Annotated in this window: 17 protein-coding genes; 6 read left to right on the top strand and 11 right to left on the bottom strand. The window is 63.5% G+C overall.

Annotated elements, in window-relative coordinates; genetic code table 11:
* Window positions 1–36 precede the first annotated feature (36 nt).
* The 3 genes from VPH40_RS19560 to phaP all read left to right on the top strand — a co-directional run bounded on the left by VPH40_RS19560 (window position 37) and on the right by phaP (window position 3,238).
* Window positions 37–2,277, top strand: a complete 2,241-nt coding sequence (locus VPH40_RS19560; RefSeq protein ID WP_328574276.1) for an ATP-binding protein — start codon at window positions 37–39, stop codon at window positions 2,275–2,277.
* Window positions 2,278–2,324: 47 nt separating this feature from the next.
* Window positions 2,325–2,519, top strand: coding sequence for a hypothetical protein (locus VPH40_RS19565; RefSeq protein WP_099664698.1), 195 nt, complete (start codon window positions 2,325–2,327; stop codon window positions 2,517–2,519).
* Between the two features lie 107 nt (window positions 2,520–2,626).
* Complete coding sequence (gene phaP, locus VPH40_RS19570) at window positions 2,627–3,238, top strand: TIGR01841 family phasin (protein ID WP_077402186.1); 612 nt, start codon at window positions 2,627–2,629, stop codon at window positions 3,236–3,238.
* 41 nt (window positions 3,239–3,279) lie between these two features.
* On the opposite strand, the gene VPH40_RS19575 is transcribed toward phaP, so the two are convergent.
* Together VPH40_RS19575 and VPH40_RS19580 are read right to left on the bottom strand one after the other, a co-directional pair.
* The gene (locus tag VPH40_RS19575) at window positions 3,280–3,906 is read right to left on the bottom strand and encodes a helix-turn-helix transcriptional regulator (protein ID WP_328574277.1); all 627 of its coding nucleotides are present in this window, start codon (window positions 3,904–3,906) and stop codon (window positions 3,280–3,282) included.
* On the bottom strand, window positions 3,903–5,120 hold the full coding sequence (locus tag VPH40_RS19580; protein ID WP_328574278.1) for an MFS transporter: 1,218 nt from the start codon (window positions 5,118–5,120) through the stop codon (window positions 3,903–3,905). Before VPH40_RS19580 ends, VPH40_RS19575 begins: the two co-directional genes overlap by 4 nt.
* 160 nt (window positions 5,121–5,280) lie before the next feature.
* Between VPH40_RS19580 and VPH40_RS19585 the strand changes: the two genes are divergently transcribed.
* The 3 genes from VPH40_RS19585 to VPH40_RS19595 all read left to right on the top strand — a co-directional run bounded on the left by VPH40_RS19585 (window position 5,281) and on the right by VPH40_RS19595 (window position 9,987).
* Window positions 5,281–5,985 (top strand): SMI1/KNR4 family protein, encoded by a 705-nt coding sequence (locus VPH40_RS19585; RefSeq protein ID WP_328574279.1) that lies wholly within the window; start codon window positions 5,281–5,283, stop codon window positions 5,983–5,985.
* Between the two features lie 85 nt (window positions 5,986–6,070).
* Complete coding sequence (locus VPH40_RS19590; protein ID WP_328574280.1) at window positions 6,071–7,723, top strand: VRR-NUC domain-containing protein; 1,653 nt, start codon at window positions 6,071–6,073, stop codon at window positions 7,721–7,723.
* Window positions 7,720–9,987 carry an ATP-dependent DNA helicase gene (locus tag VPH40_RS19595; RefSeq protein ID WP_328574281.1) on the top strand — a complete coding sequence of 756 codons (2,268 nt, stop codon included), beginning with the start codon at window positions 7,720–7,722 and terminating at the stop codon, window positions 9,985–9,987. The genes VPH40_RS19590 and VPH40_RS19595 overlap by 4 nt, the downstream gene beginning before the upstream one ends.
* Window positions 9,988–10,142: 155 nt before the next feature.
* On the opposite strand, the gene VPH40_RS19600 is transcribed toward VPH40_RS19595, so the two are convergent.
* The 9 genes from VPH40_RS19600 to VPH40_RS19640 form a co-directional block, all read right to left on the bottom strand.
* The gene (locus tag VPH40_RS19600; RefSeq protein ID WP_328574486.1) at window positions 10,143–10,871 is read right to left on the bottom strand and encodes a LytR/AlgR family response regulator transcription factor; all 729 of its coding nucleotides are present in this window, start codon (window positions 10,869–10,871) and stop codon (window positions 10,143–10,145) included.
* An 11-nt stretch (window positions 10,872–10,882) separates the two neighbouring features.
* Window positions 10,883–11,959, bottom strand: coding sequence for a sensor histidine kinase (locus VPH40_RS19605; RefSeq protein WP_099664705.1), 1,077 nt, complete (start codon window positions 11,957–11,959; stop codon window positions 10,883–10,885).
* Between the two features lie 6 nt (window positions 11,960–11,965).
* Window positions 11,966–12,781, bottom strand: coding sequence for a LiaI-LiaF-like domain-containing protein (locus VPH40_RS19610; RefSeq protein WP_251351797.1), 816 nt, complete (start codon window positions 12,779–12,781; stop codon window positions 11,966–11,968).
* The gene (locus tag VPH40_RS19615) at window positions 12,771–13,154 is read right to left on the bottom strand and encodes a LiaF transmembrane domain-containing protein (protein WP_328574282.1); all 384 of its coding nucleotides are present in this window, start codon (window positions 13,152–13,154) and stop codon (window positions 12,771–12,773) included. The genes VPH40_RS19610 and VPH40_RS19615 overlap by 11 nt, the downstream gene beginning before the upstream one ends.
* A 381-nt stretch (window positions 13,155–13,535) precedes the next feature.
* On the bottom strand, window positions 13,536–14,450 hold the full coding sequence (locus VPH40_RS19620) for an NAD-dependent epimerase/dehydratase family protein (RefSeq protein WP_328574283.1): 915 nt from the start codon (window positions 14,448–14,450) through the stop codon (window positions 13,536–13,538).
* Window positions 14,451–14,544: 94 nt separating this feature from the next.
* A complete protein-coding gene (locus VPH40_RS19625; RefSeq protein WP_328574284.1) occupies window positions 14,545–16,491 on the bottom strand; it encodes an ATP-dependent helicase in 1,947 nt (648 codons plus the stop codon).
* Between the two features lie 35 nt (window positions 16,492–16,526).
* On the bottom strand, window positions 16,527–17,723 hold the full coding sequence (senA, locus tag VPH40_RS19630; RefSeq protein ID WP_305061397.1) for a selenoneine synthase SenA: 1,197 nt from the start codon (window positions 17,721–17,723) through the stop codon (window positions 16,527–16,529).
* 72 nt (window positions 17,724–17,795) lie between these two features.
* Window positions 17,796–19,112 carry a phosphate regulon sensor histidine kinase PhoR gene (gene phoR / locus VPH40_RS19635; RefSeq protein WP_034778134.1) on the bottom strand — a complete coding sequence of 439 codons (1,317 nt, stop codon included), beginning with the start codon at window positions 19,110–19,112 and terminating at the stop codon, window positions 17,796–17,798.
* An 11-nt stretch (window positions 19,113–19,123) separates the two neighbouring features.
* A complete protein-coding gene (locus VPH40_RS19640) occupies window positions 19,124–19,813 on the bottom strand; it encodes a response regulator (protein WP_034755074.1) in 690 nt (229 codons plus the stop codon).

Consider the following 19,813-nt stretch of genomic DNA (forward strand, 5'->3'; position numbering starts at 1 on the left):
ATACTAGGCCCATGAAACGCGTAAGGGCGCGACACCATGAACCAGTTGATTTCTTCCATCACTGACCGGGCCAATGTGCTGCTGGTCAGCAATTCGCCGAACGATGTGCGCGAACTGCTGTATGTGCTGGACCGGCATAACCTGGGCACGGGACTGGCCGGCGATATCGACGAAGGCGTGGAACTGGCGGCCGGCGGCACGGACCTGATCCTGCTCGACGCGGCCCTGGCGGGCACGAATATCGGCGCCACCTGCATGCGCCTGCGCAATGCGGGCGGACGCCACGGCGTGCCCCTGCTGCTGATGTCGGCCACCCCCAGCGCCGAAGAGCAAGGCCGCAGCGTGGGCGCCGGCGCTTCCGACTACATCAAGATGCCCTTCAATGCGCGCGACGTGGCGGAAAAAATCCTCATGGAACTGGCGCTGCACAAGGCCGAGGCGCCCGCGCCGCGCGCCGCCACGCCGCCGCGCCCCCTGCATCCGCAAACGCTGGAAGTCAATTACCACTCCATCCTGGCCGGTTCGCCCGACGCCGTGCTGCTGTTCGATATCGACAACCGCCTGCTGATCGATGCCAACCACCTGGCCGAAGAATTGTTCGGCATGCCGCTGGCCGAGCTGCTGCAAGGCGGCATGGAGCCGCTGTTCTCCAGGCACCAGGGCGATGGCCGCGCTTCGCCGCAACTGCTGGAAGAAAAGATCCGCGATACCTTGCAAGGCAAGATCGTCGTCTTCCGCGCCAGCTGCTGCCACCGCGACAGCCACCCGATCGCCTGCGAAATCCGCCTGATGCGCCTGTCCGTGCCCGGCCGCCAGCTGGTGCATGCGCGCATCATCGACTTGACCGAACGCAACCTCGCCGAAGCGATGCGCTCGGGCCAGAGCGCCCTGCTGGAAATGGTCGCCAAGGGCGCGCCGCTGATCCCCACGCTGAACCACTTGCTGCTGCTGATCGAAGGCCAGTCGCGCGGCGTGCTCTGCTCCATCATGCTGCTCGACGACGACGGCATTCACATGCATAGCGCGGCCGGCCCCAGCCTGCCGGCCGAGTACATGGCCCTGCTCGAAGGCGTGGCCATCGGCCCCGGCGTGGGTTCCTGCGGCACGGCCATGTTCCTGCGCGAACCGGTGGTCGTCACCGACATCATGCGCGATCCGCTGTGGGCGCCCTACCGCGAGCTGGCGGCGCCATTCGGCTTGCGCGCCTGCTGGTCGCGCCCCATCTTCGGCCAGGATGGCACCGTGCTCGGCTCCTTCGCCATGTACTACCGCGAAGTGCGCCAGCCCGACGCGCGCGACCTGGAGCTGATCGACACGGCCACCGACCTGGCCGGCATCGCGATTGGCCGCATGCGCCACGAACGCGAGCTGCAGCGCCACCGCGCCCACCTGGAAGAGCTGGTGGCCGAACGCACGGCCGCCTTGACGCAGGCCAAGGAACACTCGGAGCAAATGAACCTCGAATTGGCCGCCGCGCTGGAAAACCTGTCCATCACGCAAGAAGAACTGGTGCGCCGCGACAAGCTGGCCGCGCTGGGTGCGCTGGTGGCCGGCATCGCACACGAACTCAATACGCCGATCGGCAACGGCCTGGTGGTGGCCACCACGATGGCCGAGCGCACGCGCGAAATCCAGGCCAGCTTCCTCGACGGCTTGCGCCGCTCCGAACTGGGCGCCTACCTGACCCAGGCCAGCGAGGCGGACGCCATCATGCTGCGCAACCTGCAGCGCGCCGCCGACCTCGTGTCGAGCTTCAAGCAGATCGCCGTCGACCGCGCCAGCTCGCAGCGCCGCCACTTCCTGCTGCGCCAGTTCATCGCCGAACTGATGCTGCCCATGTCGACGCCGCTCAAGGCCGCCGGCCTGAGCCTGACGCAGGACGTGCCCGAAGGCCTGGCCATGGACAGCTATCCGGGTCCGCTGGGCCAGGTCCTGAGCAACCTGCTGGAAAACTGCCTGCGCCACGCCTTCGAGGGCCGCAGCGGCGGCACCATCGCCATCACCGCGCGCGGCAGCGACGACGGGCAGACGATCACCCTGTCCATCGCCGACACGGGCGTGGGCATCGCCGCCGATGACCTCGTGCATGTCTACGACCCCTTCTTCACGACCAAGCTCGGTTCCGGCGGGTCGGGCCTGGGCCTGCATGTGGCGCACAACATCGTCACGGGCGTGCTGGGCGGCCATATCCATGTTGCCAGCAGCACCGGCGATGGCGGCGGCACCACCTTCACCCTGCAGCTGCCCGCCGCCGCGCCGCAAGCGCCCGCCCCCTGACGGGCAAGCGCGCTACAATGCCAGCAAGCATTTCTTTCGGAGCACCCATGAAATACCTTATCGCCACTGCCCTGCTGGCAGTTTGCGCTGGCGCAATGGCCGGACCTGCCCCTTGGTACAAATGGCGCAGCAAGATCGACGGCACCCTGTCGTGCGCCCAATCGACCCTGGGATTTGGCTGGGAACTGGCCTCGGGACCGTACAAAGATAGCCGTTGCGAAAAACCGGCGCTTGTTAAATAATGGGGCCATGACCACACGGGGCACCGGCTTGAGAGCAAGCGATGGCAATGCGGCGTCGAAAGAGTATGGAACGATAAGAACGTATCTATTCAAACCGAGGAGACCACATGTTTACGAATCCCGAACAATTCGCAACGGCCACCAAGGCCCTGTTTGAATTCCAGCTGATGACCTTCAACACCCTCACCTCCAAGGCCGTGCAAGGCGTGGAACAGGTCTTGGCGCTGAACATGGCCACCGCCAAGTCCGGCATCGAGGATGGCCTAGCCGCCAGCAAGGAAATCAGCCAGGCCAAGGATCCGAAGGCCGCCATGGCCGCCGCCGCTGCCCAGCTGCAACCGGGCGTGGCCGGCGCGAAAGCGTATAAACAGCAACTCGACGACATCATCAAGGAAATCCACACGGAATTCACGACGGCCGCCGAAGCCCATGTAGCCGAAGCGAAGAGCAATTTGAGCGCCCTGATCTACGACGTGACGAAAAACGTGCCGCCAGGCTCGGAAAACGCCGTCGCCATCGTCAAGGCCGCCATCGACAACGCCTTCCTCGGCTACGAGCAGGTGACCAAGGCCACGAAACAGGCCGTGAAAACGGTGGAAGAGCAGATCGCCAAGGCCAGCGCGCAAGTGGCGCAGGCCACGGAAAAGGCGACGGGCGGCGCCACCGCCGCGGCTGAAAAGGCGGCGCCTGCCGCCAAGCCGAAGGCTGCCAAGAAGTAATTTGACAAGAAGTCCGTACGCACCTATCGGGGCCTGATTCCTCAGGTCCCGATAGGCATGATCCTGTACACGCAGCGCCGTCCCCCTTCCAGCAGATATTCGCTGCGTTCCACCGTGCAATCGCCCCCCAATACCCGCTGAAAGATGGCCAGCTCGGCGCGGCAAAAATTCTGGCACGCCTTGGCGGCCGCACAGATCGGGCAATGGTTTTCCACCAGCAAGACACTGCCATCGTCCTGCGGTTCCGCATGGGCCATGTAACCTTCGCCATCGCGCGCCCGTGCCAGGCTGTCCACCCGTTGCGCCAGATCAAGCCCAGGGTCGACCAGCTTGCCGTAGGCGGCTTCGCTGCTGCGCTCGCGCGCGCCGATCAGTCTATCCAGCCCCTCGTCGCCGAACAGGGTTTTCACTTGCGCGATCAATTCCAGGGTCAGGTCGGCATGGCGGTCGGGAAAGCGCGCGTGGCCCGCTGGCGTCAGCTGCCAGCGCCGCGACGGGCGCCCCACCTTGTCGGCCACGTCCCCGCAAGCCACCAGGCCCTTGTCCTGCGCCGCTTCCAGCTGGCGCCGCGCGCCCATGGAGGTGATATCGAGCAAGGCCGCCAGTTGCTGCGCCGTCTGCGGCCCGCGCATCTTCAGCAAGAACAGCGTCTGCTCGGACGTATTCATGCCACCACCTCGGCATCGACGGCGCCGGCCAGCTGGCGGCGCCAGGCGGCCATGCGCCACGCGGCCCAGGCAGCAGAACAGGCGCCCGCGACGAGGATCAGCCGCGTATCGATCAGGGTCAGCACGGAGCCGCTGAGGGCGACGACGATGTTGGCGATGCAAAAGGTGGTGGCCAGCAAGCCCATCACGGCGCCCTGGCCGTGCGCGCTGAAGCGCTCGGCGCACCAGCCCTGGATCACCGTGTTGTACAGCGCATTCGGAATGCCGAACAGCACGATGGCGGCGATGCCCACCCAGATATTGCCCAGTGCCAAGATTCCCACTGCCAGCGCCACGCCGCACGCATACCAGCTGGCGCGCAGCAGCGGTGCATGGCGGCTGGGACCGCCCGCCAGTAGCGAGGTGATGGTCATCGTGCCGCACAGGCCCACATTCACCCAGGCAATCTCTTGCGCATGGTAATTGGCCGTCTCGACCAGCCACAGCGGATAGAACTCGTAAAAGCTGGCTACGCCGCAAGTCAGCGCCAGCTGCACGATGAACAGGGTGCGCAGCTCGTCATGGCGCAGCAAATTGAGCGAATGGCGGTCGCGCGCCACTTGCCACCACGACGTCGTCAGCAGGGACGGCATTTCGCGCGGCAAGCCCGCGGCCACCAGCACGGCGACCAGCATCAGGGCGGCGGCGGCGATCCAGAACGGCACCGTCACGCCCCAATGCAGGGTGGCGCCCGCCAGGATCGGCCCCACCAGCCAGCCCAGGTAAAACGCGCCATTCAGCCAGGACATGGCGCGCAGGCGCAGCGGTCCCGTCAGCTGGTCGGCCAGCATGGCGCGCGCCACGGCGCCGTTACCTTCCAGCAAACCGGTGATGAAACGGGCGACGATGAACAGGGGGTAGGACTGGATCACCAGCGCCCAGGCCGTGAAGGCGTGGCCGATGGCGGCGCCCACGGCCGTGCGCATCAGCAAGGGGCGGCGGCCATAGCGGTCCGACAGCGGCCCCAGCAAGGCCGAGCCGATCAGCAAGCCCAGCGGGTTGATGGTCAGCGCCAGGCCGAACAGCAGTTTCGATGGCAAGCCGAGGAAATTGTTGAAAGCATTCGGCGCCTCGGCCGCGAACAGGGGCGGCAGGATCGGGTACGGCAGGGAGGCGCCGATGGTCGACAGCAACGCCAGCAAACAGGCGGCGGAAATCAGGATGATGTTTTTCATGCGGGCTCGATGGAGATGGTCTGGCCAGACTACGTGAGCACGCCAAATAAGTAAACTAAAATGTTTATTAATTATGCGCATCATTGTCGCCGTGGGGCCAGCCGTGCGCGCCACCGCCTCGGCTATCATTGCCGCATGACTCACGTTGAACAGGGAAAACATGACACTGGCAGAAATTGAACAGCAACACGGCTTCACTTATCCTGCGCTGTACCGGCAGCTGGACCGCGACGGCATGCTGGCCGTGGGCGAATACGGCCCCGACTGGTACAAGCTGGTCTATCCCACCTTGACCGAGCGGCCCACCCTGCTGCTGCATGCGGACGATTTCGAGTTGCTGAGCGTCAAGGCCGCAGCGGCAGCCATGGTAGAACTGGCCGATCCCGACGATTACCGGCAGATCGATCCCGCCTTCCGCTTCATCCCGTTCGCGCAAACGGGCGCGGGCGACCACTACTGCTTTTTCGCATCTGGCCAGCACGATGGCGACATGCCCGTCGTGCTGCTGTGGCATGACCAGGATGAAGCCCAATATCTGGCAAAGAACCTGCAGGAGTTCCTGTTTCACATGTTGTTGAACAGCATGGCCGACCAGGATACGTACAACGACGTCAGCGATGATGAATTCAAGGAACAACTGGCAAACACCCTGGGCACGCATGCGCGCTACCTGACGGCGCGCCAGGCCGAGGTGCTGCAAGCCTTGCTGGCCAGGGACATCATCGATTACGACGTGCTGTTGCCGAAGGGACGCAAGGAAGCGCACCGGGGCTTGCTGAGCGATATCGAACTCGCCAGCTTGCGCGCGGAACTGATTCCCTACGAAAAGTTCGACAGTTGTTTTGCCTACAGCACGGCTGGCTGAACATAAAATCGCTGTGCAAGCGGCGGCTGAAGGTTTAAACTGTATATAAACACAGTAAAACCAATCACCTTGCCCTATTGCCCCCATGTTGAGAGTCCTGGAAAATCCCCTGTACTATCTGGATAATTTCCAGGACGTGCTGAGCTGGATCAGCGCGCGTTACGCCGATCTGCTGAGTGTTGAGGAAACGCAGTTCATCGCCGACTTCGGCGCCCTGCCGCTGCCGTCGCGCGCCCTGTTCGTGCGCCTCGTCATGCGCAAGGGTTGCTTGTTTCGCGCAAGCAAGCTCAATTATCCGGAAATCGGCGACACGCGCGCGGCCGCCCTGCCCCTGCTGGCCACCGGCTGGGTAGTGGCCGATCCGGTCATTTCTCTAGACGAGCTGTTCGAACTGCTGCTGAAAGCGGAAATCGCCCAGGCCTTCGATCTCGCCGCGCCCCTGAAGGCGGCGCGCAAGGCGGAACAATTGGACGCCTTGCGCGAACAGCATGTGAATGAGAAGCCGTTTTCCGCGTGGCATCCCGCCTGCGGCGACGTGCTGTACCGCCTCGGCCTGCAAGCGCTGTGCGACCGATTGCGCCTGATTTACTTTGGCAACTATCACCAGGACTGGTCGGAATTCGTGCTGTCCGACCTGGGCGTGTACCAGTATGAAAAAGTGGAATTCTCGCCCGCTTCGCGCGGTTTTCGCACGCGCCAGGATATCGAGCACTATGAAGTGCTGCACCAGTGCCGCGAACGCTACAACGACAGCGCGCCCGCGGACGAAGTGCTGCAGGAACTGGCGGCGCTGCCCTTGTCGCAGGACAATACTTGGCTGGCCAGCCGGCGCGACAAGCTGCGTTACCAGATCGCCTTGCACCTGGAAAAATGCCAGGACTGGCCGGCCGCCTACCGCGCCTACGCCGATTGCCGCTATCCGGGCGCGCGTGGCCGCGCCATCCGCGTGCTGGAAAAGGATGAGCAGCCGCAAGCGGCCTACGAGCGCCTGACGATCGCCCTGGCCGCGCCGGAAAGCGAAGCGGAACAACAATTACTTTTGCGCATGGCGCCCCGTTTGCGGCGCAAGCTGGGCCATGCGAAGCAGGCAGCCAGCGCGGCGGCAAGCGTGGAGCGCATCGACCTGCTGCTGCCCTGCCCAGAACAGGCGTGCTACGTGGAAGGGGTGGTGCAGCAACACCTGATGCGGGATGACGCGCCCGTGTATTACGTGGAAAACACCCTGATCAACTCGCTGTTCGGCCTGCTGTGCTGGCCCGCCATCTTCAAGGCCATGCCGGGCGCCTTCTTCCACCCGTTCCACCGTGGCCCGGCCGACTTGCACAGCGCCGATTTTTACCAGCGTCGCAGCCTGGACTTTGCCGCTTGCCTGGCGCAACTGGACGACGGCAGCTACCACGCCGCCATCCGCGCCACGCTTGCCGCCAAGCACGGCATCGTCTCGCCCTTCGTCAGCTGGGACGTGCTGGACGACGGCTTGCTGGACCTGGCGCTGGCCTGCATCCCGGCCATCCACCTGAAGAAGGCGTTCGAGCGCATCTTGCTCGATATCAAAAGCAACCGCAGCGGCTTTCCCGATTTAATCCAGTTCTGGCCGGCCGAACGGCGCTACCGCATGATCGAAGTCAAGGGTCCGGGCGACCGCCTGCAAGACAACCAGCTGCGCTGGATCGCGTATTGCGCCGAGCACGCCATGCCCGTCAGCGTGTGCTACCTGCAGTGGGAGGCGGCCGCATGAGCGTCAAGCGGTACACGATCGCCGTGCGCGCCCTGTGCGAATTCACGGCCAAGGCAGGCGACCTGGACTTGCGCTTCACCCCGTCCCCCACGGCGCAGGAAGGCATGGCCGGGCACGCCACCGTCACTGGCCGGCGCGACGACGATTATCAGCGAGAAATCAGCCTGTCCGGCGACTTCGGCCCCCTGCACGTGCGGGGCCGCGCCGACGGCTACGACCCGGCGCGGCGCCAGCTGGAAGAGATCAAGACTTACCGGGGCGAACTGGACACCATGCCCGCCAACCACCGCCAGTTGCACTGGGCGCAGGCGCGCATCTATGGCCATTTGCTGTGCCAGCAGCTGAACCTGCCCATGCTGCGCGTGGCGCTCGTGTATTTCGATATCGCCAGCCAGAAGGAAACGGTCATGCACGAGGAATGCACGGCCGAGGCGTTGCGCCTTTTCTTCGAACAGCATTGCGCGCTGTTCCTGGACTGGGCCGAGCAGGAACTGGCGCACCGCGCCAGCCGCGATGCGCAGCTGACCAGCATGGCGTTTCCCCATGCCAACTTCCGCCCGGGGCAGCGCCAGCTGGCCGAAGCCATGTACAAGGCCAGCAGCCGTGGCTGCGGCTTGCTGGCGCAGGCGCCGACCGGCATCGGCAAGACGGTGGGCAGCCTGTTTCCCATGTTGAAGGCGACGGCCGCGCATGGCCTGGATAAACTGTTTTTCCTCGCCGCCAAGGTGCCGGGACGCCAGATGGCGCTCGACGCCTGCGCCATCCTCAAGGATAGCGCGCCCCTGCTGCCGCTGCGCGTGCTGGAACTGAGCGCCAAGAGCAGCGCCTGCGAACATCCTGACAAAGCCTGTCATGGCCAGTCGTGTCCGCTGGCAAAGGGTTTTTACGACCGCTTGCCGCTGGCGCGCGAGGTGGCGCTGGCCAGCGGTTTGATCCTGGACAAGGAAGCCGTGCGCGCCATCGCCTTGCAGCAAGGCATTTGCCCGTATTACCTGGGCATGGAGCTGGCCCGCTGGAGCGACGTCGTCATCGGCGACTATAATTATTACTTCGACCTCAGCGCGATGCTGTACAGCATGACCCTGGCCCACGACTGGAAAGTCAATGTGCTGGTCGACGAAGCGCACAATATGGTGTCGCGTGCGCGCAGCATGTATTCGGCCGAACTGGCGCAGATCGACCTGAAAATGCTGCGCAAGTTCGCGCCGGAGGGCTTGAAAAAGCCGCTGGACCGCCTCTCGCGCCAGTGGACGGCCTTATTGAAAGAACAAGATGGCGATTACCACGTGCATGCGGCGTTGCCGGACAAATTCTTTGGCGCCCTGCAAGGCGTGGCCACGGCCATCGGCGACTACCTGGCCGAGCATGCCGCCGCGCTGGACGAAGACTTGCAGCGCTTTTACTTTGACGTGCTGCTGATCAACCGCCTGGCGGAAAGCTTTGGCGAGCATTCGCTGTTCGACGTCAGCAAGACGGATACCGGTTCCACCGTTTGCCTCCGCAACATCGTCCCGGCACCGTTTCTCAAGGAACGCTTCGCGGCCAGCCACAGCACGGCCCTGTTTTCCGCCACCCTGAGTCCGTGGAATTACTACAGCGACACCCTGGGCATGCCGGCCGACACGGCCTGGGTCGACGTGGAATCGCCGTTCCAGGCGGAGCAATTGTCCGTGCGCGTGGCCGACAGCATTTCCACGCGCTACCAGCACCGCGCCGCCTCGCTGCTGCCCATCGCCCAGCTGATGGCGAAGCAATACGCAGAAACGCCGGGCAACTACCTGGCCTTCTTCAGCAGCTTCGACTACATGGAAAAGACGGCCCACTTGTTCGCCCAGCATTACCCGGACGTGCCACTCTGGCAACAGCCGCGCCGCATGGACGACGCTGCCCGCGCACAATTCCTGGGCCGTTTCGGGCTGGACACGCGCGGCATCGGCTTTGCCGTGCTCGGCGGCGCGTTCGGCGAAGGCATCGACTTGCCCGGCGCGCGCCTGATCGGCGCCTTCATCGCCACCCTGGGTTTGCCGCAGATCAATCCCGTCAACGAACAGATCCGACAACGCATGGGCGACATCTTCGGCGCCGGCTACGACTACACGTATCTGTATCCGGGCATGCAAAAGGTGGTGCAGGCGGCAGGCAGGGTCATCCGCACGCAATCGGACAAGGGCGTCGTCTACCTGATCGACGACCGCTTTTCCCGCCCGGAAATCCGCCAGCTGCTGCCCACGTGGTGGGATGTGCAGCTAAGTAACCCCCAATAAATTATTGTGATTTCTGACTTCCATAACCGGCGCCCTGCAAGGTGGCCGACGAGGCTTGCCCGCTGCTAGCAGTGCTCGCACTGCGTCGCACCGGGCGCCTTGCATAGCATCCGGTTCTGTTCGTCATAATTTCACAATAATTTCCTGAGGATTACTTAGCCAACCATTAACCTCAGCTTCTGATACCCCGCCTTGCTCACGGGTATCCTCGTGTCATCGCGCAGGATGGCCACGTGGCTGTCTTTCGTTGCCGCCTCGATGCGGCGGATGCCGTCGATATTGAGCAGGTATGACCGGTGCACGCGCAGGAACTTGGCGGGGTCGAGCTGGGTTTCCAGCTCCGCCAAGGTCTGGCTTTTCAGGTAGGACTTGCCCTCGGAGCGGATGCTGATGTAGTCATCTTGCGCCTCGATGTAATCGATGCGCGCGCTGGCGATGACGTGGACCTTGGCGCCGTCGCGTATCAGCACGCGGTCCAGTGGCGCGGCGCGCGTGGCCGCTTCGCGCGCCACCGTCAGCACCGTCTCGGGCGTGCTGCGGTTGGCGCGCGCATGGGCCAGCGCCTGGTCGAAGCGCTGTTCGCTGAATGGTTTCAGCAGGTAGTCCAGCGCATGGCATTCGAAGGCCTTCAAGGCGTACTGGTCATAGGCCGTGACAAAGATCAGCTTTGTCTTCGCGCCGATCAGTTCGGCCACTTCAAAGCCGTCCAGGCGCGGCATCTGGATGTCGAGAAACACCAGTTCCGGTTCCAGCTCCGCGATGGCCTTGACGGCCTCGAAGCCGTTGGCGCACTCGGCCACGATGTCGATATCGTCGTGGCGCGCCAGGTATTCGCGCAACACGCTGCGCGCCAGCAGCTCATCGTCAACGATGGCGACCCGCATTCTTGCCTGCATCATGCTTCCTCCGTGTCGCCGGTCTGCGCCGGCATGGAAATCATCACTTCGAACTGGCCGTCGCGCCGACCCCAGTGCACGCTGGCTTCGTGGCCATACGCGCCGGCCAGGCGCTGGCGCACATTCTCCAGGCCCACGCCATTGCCGCGGGCAGGCCCTTGATCTGCATCAACGGGATTGCGCACGGCGATCTGCAGCAGGCTGCCTGCGCGCCGGGCCTCGATGGCGATCAGGCCGCCCTCCGTCAAGCCGCAGATACCATGTTTGACGGCATTTTCCACCAGCGGCTGTATCAGCATGGGCGGCAGCAGACACGCCAGCGCGGCAGTGTCGATGCTTTCCGCCACTTGCAGGCGTTCGCCAAAACGCACGTGCTCGATGGCAAGAAAATGGCGGATCAACACCAGTTCCTGCTCCACGGTGATGTGCTTGTGCGCTTCCAGGCTCAGGCTCTGGCGAAAGAAACTGGCCAGTTGCACCGTCATCTGGCGCGCGCCCGCCACATCGATAGACGTCAAGGCGCTGATGGAGTTCAAGCTGTTGAACAGGAAATGCGGATCGATTTGCGTGCGCAGCATGCGCAATTGCGCTTCCTGCGCCGTCAGCTGCGCTTCCAGCCCCCGCTGCTCGGCCATCCTGGCGCGCACGAATTCCAGCAACAGATAATGCACTGCGGCAGCGAGGCAATACAGCAGCACGCCCAGGCCGAAGAACAGGGCCAGCAGCGATTGCGTCAGGTTCACGCCCAGCCAGCGCAGCTCCAGCAACAGGCTGACGCTATTCAGAAATTGCAGCAGGGTGGCCCACAGCAAGCCCGCGAACAGGGCCGCCACGCCCACCACGCCGGCGATGGCGAGCGGATGGCGTACGTGCAAGGGATAGGCGCGGCATAGGTAAAACGCGGAAAACCCCGAACCGATCGCATACACGAGCGTGGCAGGCACCACCAGCACGACGGCATTGAGCCAGGGCGCGTGCGCCACCCTGGCCAGAATAAAGGCCAGGGCCAGGCCCAGCGCGATGCAGACCAAAAACACCACCACGGCGCCGCGCCGCTTCGACAAGGGCCCCGACATGCGCGCCTAGTTGCGGATTTCCAGGCCGCCCATGATGGCGTAGCCCGTCACATACAGACGCTTGTTCTGGTTCGGCGGCACGATGGTCTTTTCTTCGAAGCCGCCGAGGATGGGCGTGCCCTGCAGCACGACGCTCCAGTCGGGTGGAATCTTGATGGTGACGCCGCCGCACAGGGCAAATACGTTGAGCACGGCTTCGCCTTCGATCGACGCTTGGCGCAAGTCGATTTCGCAGCCGGCCATGATGACATTGATATCGCCGCCCTTGAAGCGCTGCGACGACACGCGCCGCACATAGCCGCCGAGGATAGCCGTCACCTCGATGATGCTGTCATCGTCCGCCTGCCCGCCGGCGCCGGGCGCCGCAGTGGCATCGGCTGCGTCCTTGTCCAGCGACACGGCGCCATTCCTGGCCTGGCCGAACGAGTCGGGCGCAGCGCTTCCATCTTGTTGTGCGGCAAAGCGCCGGCGGCGCTGGCGCTGCTGCGCGCCGGGCAGGGACTTCGACACCACGGCCACGCCCAGGCCGATGATCAGCAGGGGCCACAGCAAGTCCCAGTTCATGTAGAAGATGCCCATGTGCTTGAGGGTCCAGGCCACGCCCAGCAGCACCAGCATGCCGCCCAATAAATAACCGTTCGCGCTGCGGCTTTGCGACAGTTTCAGCAGGCCAAACACGATCAGCGCCGTGGGCCAGAAACGGAAGGTGTAGCGCACATCGATGAAACCGAGGTTATCGAGCAAGAACAGCAGTCCCAGGCCGATGACGATGACGCCCAGCACGATCTGCGATGGCGAGTGCAGCGGCGGTTTATTTTTCATGCTCGGACTCCCGGTAGGCAATAAAATGTTTGTTCAACAGCGGCTCCAGCACGAGGCCCACGCCCCAGGCGATCAGCAAGGCGGGCCAGCTGTTATAAAAACTCAAGTTCCACAGTTCTTCATACGATACATACCACCAGGCGGCGAAAAAGATCAGCCACAGACCGCTCAATACCTGCTTGGCGGACACTGGCGTGAGCAGCTTGTTCAAGCCGAAAACGACCAGTATCACCGGCCAATAATGCCATAGTGAATAGTAATCGTGGAGATAGATCATATCGAGCCGGTCCAGCAGGATGATGGCGCCGATGGCGATCAGCAGCACGCCCCACAGCAGCTGGGTACGGCGGCAATAAGCTGGTTCAGGTTTCACGGTCACCCCTTGAAGTTGGTTGATCGTAAAGATACGCGGATTTCGGACGGGGGAAAACACCGCTTCGGCGAATGGCGGAAAGACAGCGGTGAATGGCGCAGCGACGAAACAACGGGCAAAAAAAAGACCGGCTAGAGCCGGCCTTGAAGGGGTTCGCAGTCCACACCGCGACCTGGAGTTGCAGTGCACAGCCGCATGGCGCAAGCGCGCCGGCAGCAAGAATCTGGTGCCGATCCTTGAGGCGACCGGCTGACCTGCTGGAAGATCGAACATGCCGCCAACTTCACGGCAGTGCGTCTCAACCAAGCAAAGCCATCATACTCCCGATCGCCACAAAGCACCGTTCGCTAGCGCACACTGATGAGGTTTTGCTGAGCTGCATCAAACGCCGATGGCATGCGGCGGGTGCAGCATGTCGTTCTTGATCCATGCCAGCACGGACGGTCCCTGCGGCTGCCAGCCCAGCAACTTGCGCGCCCGCTCGCCGCGCACGCGGCTGTTGGAACCGAGGCCGTAGGAAGCCATTTCGTAGCCCCATTCGGCTATCGCCTCGGGCAGCGGCCAGTCCTGCGCGGGCCCCAGGTCCAGTGCCTTGGCAATGGCGGCCGTCATGTCGCGGAAGGCCGCTTCGCCCGATTCGACAAAGTAAAACGTGCCGGCGGGCGACTTTTCCAGGGCCAGCAAATACAGGCTGACGACGTCGTCGATATGCACGTTCGACCAGATGTTGCGGCCCGGTCCCACGTGGCGCACGATGCCGCTCTTGCGTGCCTGCTTGAGCAGACGGGGCAGTTGCACGCTGTCGCGCGGCAAGGCGCCATGGCCGTAGATCAGGGTGTTGCACAGCACACTGGCGCGCACGCCCTTGCCTGCGCTGGCCAGCACCAGGTCGTCGATGGCGACGCGGGCCGCCTTGTCGGCCGTGGGCGCCGGCAACTTGTCTTCATAATAGATCTGCTGCGTGCCCTCGCCGCCCGAAGCGTCGCCCACGATGGACGAACCGCTGGTGTGGAGGAAAGGCTTGTTGCTGCCAGCCAGCGCATCGAGAATCGCCTCGACGACGCCCCGGTGGTCGCTGCTGGCCGCGTTGATGACGGCGTCCGCCGCCCTCGCCTGCTCGATGAGCAATGCGCGATCGTTCAAGGTGCCGACGATACCATGCACGCCGATGGTAGCCAGCTCGGCCACCTGCTCGGGTTTGCGCACGAGGCCTGTCACCTGATGGCCGGCGCGCACGAGGCCCGCCGCGATGGAACTACCGATAAAACCCGCTGCGCCTGTCAAAAACACTTTCATATCTTGCTCCCTGTCTGGTTAGATTGCTGTCAATCACACCAGTACAGTATGCCCGCTTTCGTCTTTCGCAAAAAGCAGGCATTCAGCAAAAGATCTATGACTTGGGCGCAATAATCTTCTGTTTGAGCTGCAGGGCGGCGATGTAGCGGCTCTGGTAAGCCGGGTCTTGCGGCGTCAGCAAGGTGAGCCTGTCGCGCGCGCGGGTGGCGGCCACATAGAAACGGTTTTCCTCTTCCAGCGGGTCGGTCTTGCTGCGCGGGAACTCGTCGACGGCCAGGTAAGGCAGAATCACGTGGTGGTATTCGAGACCCTTGATCTGGTCGATGCAGGCGATGACGAGTTTGGCCTTGCCGGTCGAAACCGTCACGGCGTCTTCCATCTCGCCCAGCCAGCCGGCAAAGCCGCCCAGCGCCACGCCCGCTTCGCGGCACACGGCAATGAAACCGTGCAGGGAACGGGCGACGACCCGCGCCTGCGCAGGGTCGACATAGATGCGGCGCGCCGTCTGTTCCAGCTGCATCAAGTCAAAAATGTGCTGCAAGGCATCGCCCGCCAGGGCGTCGGGAGGCAGTGCGCGCAGGTAGTCGACGGCGGCCAGGGTCAGCGCCGCCTTGTCCTGGTTCTGCGACTTGGCCAACTGGTTCGTCAAGAAACCTTCCAGCAAGTCGGGATAGTTGGCCACGTCGGCCTTGGCTTGCTGCAATTCCGTGCGCGTAAACGGGATTTCCGCGAAGGCCACGAGGGCTTCGAGGATTTCGCCGCGGCGGGGGCCGCTCTTGATCACGTGCAAATCCTTGCGGGCGATGGCGACCATGCCGCGCAGCATCAGCACTTCCAGGCTCAGCAGATAGCTGTTCATGTCCACCAGGCCATACGCGATACCGCTCTGGAATAGCGCCGTTTCCACGCGGATCGCCTGGTCGCGGTCGCGCAGCAAGATGGCCGTCGTGCCCGCATGCGCGTGCTCGAGCGCGGCGATCAGCTGGGCGCTGCACGCTTGCGGCTGCGCATGGTCGTACTCGAGCAGCTCGATGTGGGTGGCGCGCGACAGGGCCGAGACGCTGGCCTTGTTTTTCAGCACACCCACGGCGTGCGCCAGCTGCGGACCATAGCGGTAGGAGGCCGTCAACGGCAAGCGCTGCAAGGCGGGGAATTCCTGTTCGAAGCGCTGGCGCAGGAAGCGGTGGTCGGCGCCCGACCACGTGTAGATGACCTGGTCCTTGTCGCCGGCGCCGCAGAAAAACGCGTTGCCGCGGCGTATCAGCATGGTCAGCAGCCGGAACGACGCTTCGTTCAAATCGTGCAATTCATCGGCGACGATGATCTGGAAGGCTGGCAATTGCTGGCGCAGCGGCTCGTCGCCGTCGAGCATGCGCACCAGGTCGTAGGTGGCGTCGAACGGGGCGCGGAACTGGATATCGCCCGTGTCGGCGCCGCGCAAGCCTTCGTATTCGCGCAGCCACAGATAGTGCGTGCGCGACATGCCCAGCAGCTCCAGGTTGTCATCCAGGGAATTGCTCTCGAAGTCGGGATTCTGGAAATCCAGGCGCGCCTTGGTGCGCAATTGCAGTTTCAAGAATTCGGCAATCGCCCCGTTGGTCGTATTAATTTCCAGCGGGTAACGGTGGGCGTACTTTTCCGACACGACTTCCAGCGCTTCCCAGGCCACCGGGCGCAACTCTTCATCGCTGCGCATGGCTGCCACCTGCATGTTTTCCAGCTGCAACAGCACCTTGGCGGCAAAGGCGTCGAAAGTGTCGATGGTCAGGCGCTTGACGACACCCAGCGGCACGCCCACTTCCAGCAGGCGCTGGCGCAGGGCCACGCGCGCCGCCTCGGTGAATACGAGGGCCAGCATGCGTTCGGGCGCGCGGCCACGGTGCAGCGCCTCGGCCAGGCGCAGGGCCAGGGTGGTCGTCTTGGCCGCGCCGGCATTGGCGTCGATCAGCACGACCTTCTTTTGCGCCGTCTGGATGGCGACCTGTTCCGGCGTGGGCGTGATGCGTTTGGGAATGAACTGCGGGGCGTTATCTGTACTCAAAAGTATTCCTGAAATGGTTACTACTCTTTGCGTGCTTACCAGGCGCAGGTGCGCAGGCCGGCAAAGACGTCGCCCCGCTCGGGCGCGTGGAAGGCGCGCATGCGGGCCGAATGCAGGCGCGGCGGCGTGGCGAAGGCGGCGCCACGCAGCACCTGGTGCTGCATGAAATACGGCGCGGAATATTCCCGCCAGGCATCCACCGCAAAGCCCGGATACGGCTCGAACGGCGTCGCCGTCCACTCCCACACCTGGCCCCAGTGAAAGCGCGGATGGCCGGACAACGCAGCATACTCCCATTCCGCCTCGGTCGCCAGGCGGCGCCCCGCCCAGGCGCAGTACGCCTGCGCTTCAAACAGGTTGATGTGGCGCACGGCTTCGTTCGGCGGCAAGGTCGTGCGCTGGCCGAAACGCATGGTGCGCCACTGTGTCGCTTCGCGCAGCCAGTACAGGGGCGACGAGCGCTCCTGCTGCATCAGCCAGGCGCTGCCGGCAGCGCTCCAGAACTGGCGGTTCTGGTAGCCGCCGTCCGCGACAAAATCGGCATACTGGGCGTTGGATACGGCGCAGGCATCGATGGAAAACGGCGCCACGTAGCAACTGTAGGGCGGCGATTCATTGTCGAAGGCAAAACCGGTCCCGCGCGGCGAGCCCAGTTCGATGGTGCCCCCAGGAAACGCGATCTCGCCCGCGCCCGGCGGCAAGGCCGGGCTGGCCGACAGGGACTCCGGTGCTTCCAGGCCCAGCCATTGCAAACCTGCCAGCATTTCTTCGCCGCACAAGTCTTCATGCGCCAGGGCCAGCCGGTACGGCGCCAGGGCGCTGTCGACATTGGCTTCGCGCGAGAGTTTGTCCAGCACCCGGTCGAGTACTTCGCGGCAATACGTCTTCACGGCGCCTGGACTGGGCAGTTCCAGCTTCCAGCGCGCGCGGTGCTCCACCATGTTGGCGTCGAACAAGTCGTCGCCGCGCGTCAGCAGGGAGTTATAAATGGCGTCGGCCGGATGGCTGGTAGCGGCTTCGCGCAGGATGAACCACTCGGCAAACCAGGCGATCTGCGCAAGTTGCCAGAGGGGCGGCGTGAGCCGCGAATGGCGCGGCATGCCGGCCACCACGTCCAGGCCGGCAGTAACATAACAGTCGAACAGGGAAAGCGTATCCTGGCGCGCGGCCTGCAGCGACTGGGCCAGTTGCTGCGCGCCGGCGTGGCGAAAAGAGGCGTTGATTAAAGTCATGGCCTGATTGTAACGACTTATGCCAACCTTGCACTAGTCGCGCAGGAAACATGGGGGGCCATGCCCCCCGCCCTACTTGACCAGCAGCTCGCCCTGCAGCGGCGTGACGACCGATTTTGGCATGCTGACAATAAAACTGCTGCCCTTGTCGGCCACGGACTGGATGGCCAGGGTCCCGCCATGGCGCAGCAACACGTGCTTGACGATGGCCAGGCCCAGGCCCGTGCCCTGGGTTTCGCGCGAACGGCTCTTGTCGACGCGGTAGAAACGTTCCGTCAGGCGCGAAATATGTTCCTGGCTGATGCCGATGCCCGTATCTTGCGCGATGAATTGCGGACCGGCCGGGCCATCCTGCCAGCGCAAGGTGATGGTGCCGCCGGCCGGCGTGTAGCGCACGGCGTTCGACGCCAGGTTGCCAAACGCGCTATACAGCTCGTCGTAGCTGCCCAGCACGTCGGGACCGTTGCATTCCATGGTCACTTCATGCTTGCCGGCCGACAAACCTTTGGCGTCGCGCAAGACTTGCTGCATGAGTTTCTTGATATCCACCGGTTCGGGACGCAGCGGATAGTCGACCGATTCCAGGCGCGACAGGGTCAGCATGTCCTCGATCAGATGCTGCATGCGGTGGCCCTGCTCCGTCATCAGCTTGAGGTGGGCGGCGCGCGTGGCGGCGTCCAGGTCCAGCTCGGCGGAAGCGATTTCCAGGAAGCCCACGATGACCGTCAGCGGCGTGCGCAGCTCGTGCGAGGCGTTGGCGATGAAGTCGCGGCGCATCATTTCGATGCGTTCCGTCTCCGTCACATCGTGCGTGACGAGAATCTGGCGGCGGTTTTCAAATGGAATGATCTGCACGATCAGCTTGCGGTTGCGGAAGGTGATCGTCAGCGGCTGGTCGTAGCGGCCCAGGATGATGTAATCCATGAACTCGGGGCTGCGGATCAGGTTCGTCACGCGCATGCCCTTGTCGCGCTCGTGCGTGAGGCCCAGGTGTTTCTCGGCGGCAGGATTGCACCATTCGAGGAACAGCACGTCATCCATGATGACGACGCCGTCGGGCAGCAGGTGCATGGCCTGGCGGAAACGCGCCAGCCATTCCGTCAGCTCGGCCTGGTTTTTCTCGTCGTCGCGGCGCATGCGGTACAGGCGCGCGAAAATGCTGGTCCAGGCGCCCCAGCCGTCGGGCAGCTTGGCGCTTTGCGGATTATCCAGCCAGTTACTCAGCTGGAACAGATACGACAGCTGCACGAACACCATCATGGCCATCAGCACGAAGGCGATGCCCAGCGCATACGTGGCGCCAAACAGATACCAGACGACGGCCACGCCCAGCAGCGCCAGCACCATGCGCAGGGCGGCCGGTACCCAGAACAGCAATTTCGGATTCATAGAGTCAAACTTTACTTTTCAGACAACATGTAGCCGACGCTGCGCACCGTCTTGATCAGGCTTTCCGCCTCTTTCAAGGCTTTGCGCAAGCGCAATACGTGGACATCGACCGTGCGTTCCTCGATCACCACATGGTCGCCCCACACCTTGTCGAGCAACTGGCTGCGCGAAAACACGCGTTCCGGATGGGCCAGCAGGAATTTCAGCAGCTTGTATTCGGCGTGGCCGATATCGATCTTCTGTTCATCCATCATCACCGTGCAGCTGACGGGGTCCAGGGCCACGTTGCCGGCGCGCATGGGCGCCTGCGCGTGTTCCGGACTCTTACGTCGCAGCAAGGCCTTGGCGCGGGCCAGCAGCTCGCGCGGCGAGAACGGCTTGGTGACGTAATCGTCGGCCCCGCTGTTCAAGCCGGCCAGCTTGTCTTCTTCCATGCTCTTGGCGGTGAGCATGATGACGGGGATGGCGGCGAAATTGCGGTCGGCGCGGATGCGCGACAGCAGGCGCAAGCCCGTCTGGTCCGGCAGCATCCAGTCCAGCAGGATCAGGTGCGGCGTGCGGTGCTGGATGAATTCCCAGGCATCGGCGACGTTTTGTACAGAACAGCAATTCCAGCCGGATTCGCGCAGCGAATAGGTCACCAGTTCAACGATGGCCGGCTCATCTTCAACAATCAATACCGTGGTTTTATCAGATGCCAT

It is taken from the genome of Janthinobacterium sp. P210005 (assembly GCF_036231865.1).
GTDB lineage: Bacteria > Pseudomonadota > Gammaproteobacteria > Burkholderiales > Burkholderiaceae_D > Janthinobacterium > Janthinobacterium kumbetense.

Bases quoted from the DNA above. Each gene is read 5' to 3' on its own strand.
- VPH40_RS19560 (WP_328574276.1), top strand. From the start codon at position 37: ATGAACCAGTTGATTTCTTCCATCACTGACCGGGCCAATGTGCTGCTG.
- VPH40_RS19565 (WP_099664698.1), top strand. From the start codon at position 2,325: ATGAAATACCTTATCGCCACTGCCCTGCTGGCAGTTTGCGCTGGCGCA.
- phaP (WP_077402186.1), top strand. From the start codon at position 2,627: ATGTTTACGAATCCCGAACAATTCGCAACGGCCACCAAGGCCCTGTTT.
- VPH40_RS19575 (WP_328574277.1), bottom strand. From the start codon at position 3,906: ATGAATACGTCCGAGCAGACGCTGTTCTTGCTGAAGATGCGCGGGCCG.
- VPH40_RS19580 (WP_328574278.1), bottom strand. From the start codon at position 5,120: ATGAAAAACATCATCCTGATTTCCGCCGCCTGTTTGCTGGCGTTGCTG.
- VPH40_RS19585 (WP_328574279.1), top strand. From the start codon at position 5,281: ATGACACTGGCAGAAATTGAACAGCAACACGGCTTCACTTATCCTGCG.
- VPH40_RS19590 (WP_328574280.1), top strand. From the start codon at position 6,071: ATGTTGAGAGTCCTGGAAAATCCCCTGTACTATCTGGATAATTTCCAG.
- VPH40_RS19595 (WP_328574281.1), top strand. From the start codon at position 7,720: ATGAGCGTCAAGCGGTACACGATCGCCGTGCGCGCCCTGTGCGAATTC.
- VPH40_RS19600 (WP_328574486.1), bottom strand. From the start codon at position 10,871: ATGCGGGTCGCCATCGTTGACGATGAGCTGCTGGCGCGCAGCGTGTTG.
- VPH40_RS19605 (WP_099664705.1), bottom strand. From the start codon at position 11,959: ATGTCGGGGCCCTTGTCGAAGCGGCGCGGCGCCGTGGTGGTGTTTTTG.
- VPH40_RS19610 (WP_251351797.1), bottom strand. From the start codon at position 12,781: ATGAAAAATAAACCGCCGCTGCACTCGCCATCGCAGATCGTGCTGGGC.
- VPH40_RS19620 (WP_328574283.1), bottom strand. From the start codon at position 14,450: ATGAAAGTGTTTTTGACAGGCGCAGCGGGTTTTATCGGTAGTTCCATC.
- senA (WP_305061397.1), bottom strand. From the start codon at position 17,723: ATGACTTTAATCAACGCCTCTTTTCGCCACGCCGGCGCGCAGCAACTG.
- phoR (WP_034778134.1), bottom strand. From the start codon at position 19,112: ATGAATCCGAAATTGCTGTTCTGGGTACCGGCCGCCCTGCGCATGGTG.
- VPH40_RS19640 (WP_034755074.1), bottom strand. From the start codon at position 19,813: ATGGCATCTGATAAAACCACGGTATTGATTGTTGAAGATGAGCCGGCC.